1 pseudogene is annotated in these 384 nt (G+C 78.4%); it reads right to left on the bottom strand.

Features of this window, described 5'->3' with window-relative positions:
• Nucleotides 1–384, bottom strand: a pseudogene (locus tag ACOV8S_RS18515) (serine/threonine protein kinase); the annotation flags it as partial.

Here is a 384-nt window from a genome sequence, read left to right as displayed (position 1 = left end):
GGGTAGCCGTACTGCTGCTGTTGGGAGCGCGGCGGCTGCTGCGGACGCGGGGCGACCTGCCGCTGCGGCCGACGGCGGCGCAACGGGTCCCCCGAGTCGTCGTCGGGGTGGACGTACTGCTGGACCTGCGTCTGCTCGTTGCGCTCGCGGGCCGCGCTGAGCTGGGTCTGCCAGGGGTGCGGCTGCTCGGGGCCCGCGCCGGCGCCCTGCGGCGGCATCATCTGCGTCGGGTCGGCGTCGCCGCCGGACCCGCCCGGCGGGTGCTGCATCACGGTGGTGGCGGCGTTCGGGTCGTACGCGCCGCCCTGGCCGAAGCCCTGGCCCTGCCCGTGCGGGAGGACCTGGGTGGGCTCGGAGGCCCCGGCGGGCTGGGGGGTGCCGGGC

It is taken from the genome of Streptomyces sp. CO7, from assembly GCF_053474865.1.
This window is presented reverse-complemented; position numbering and strand designations above follow the sequence as displayed.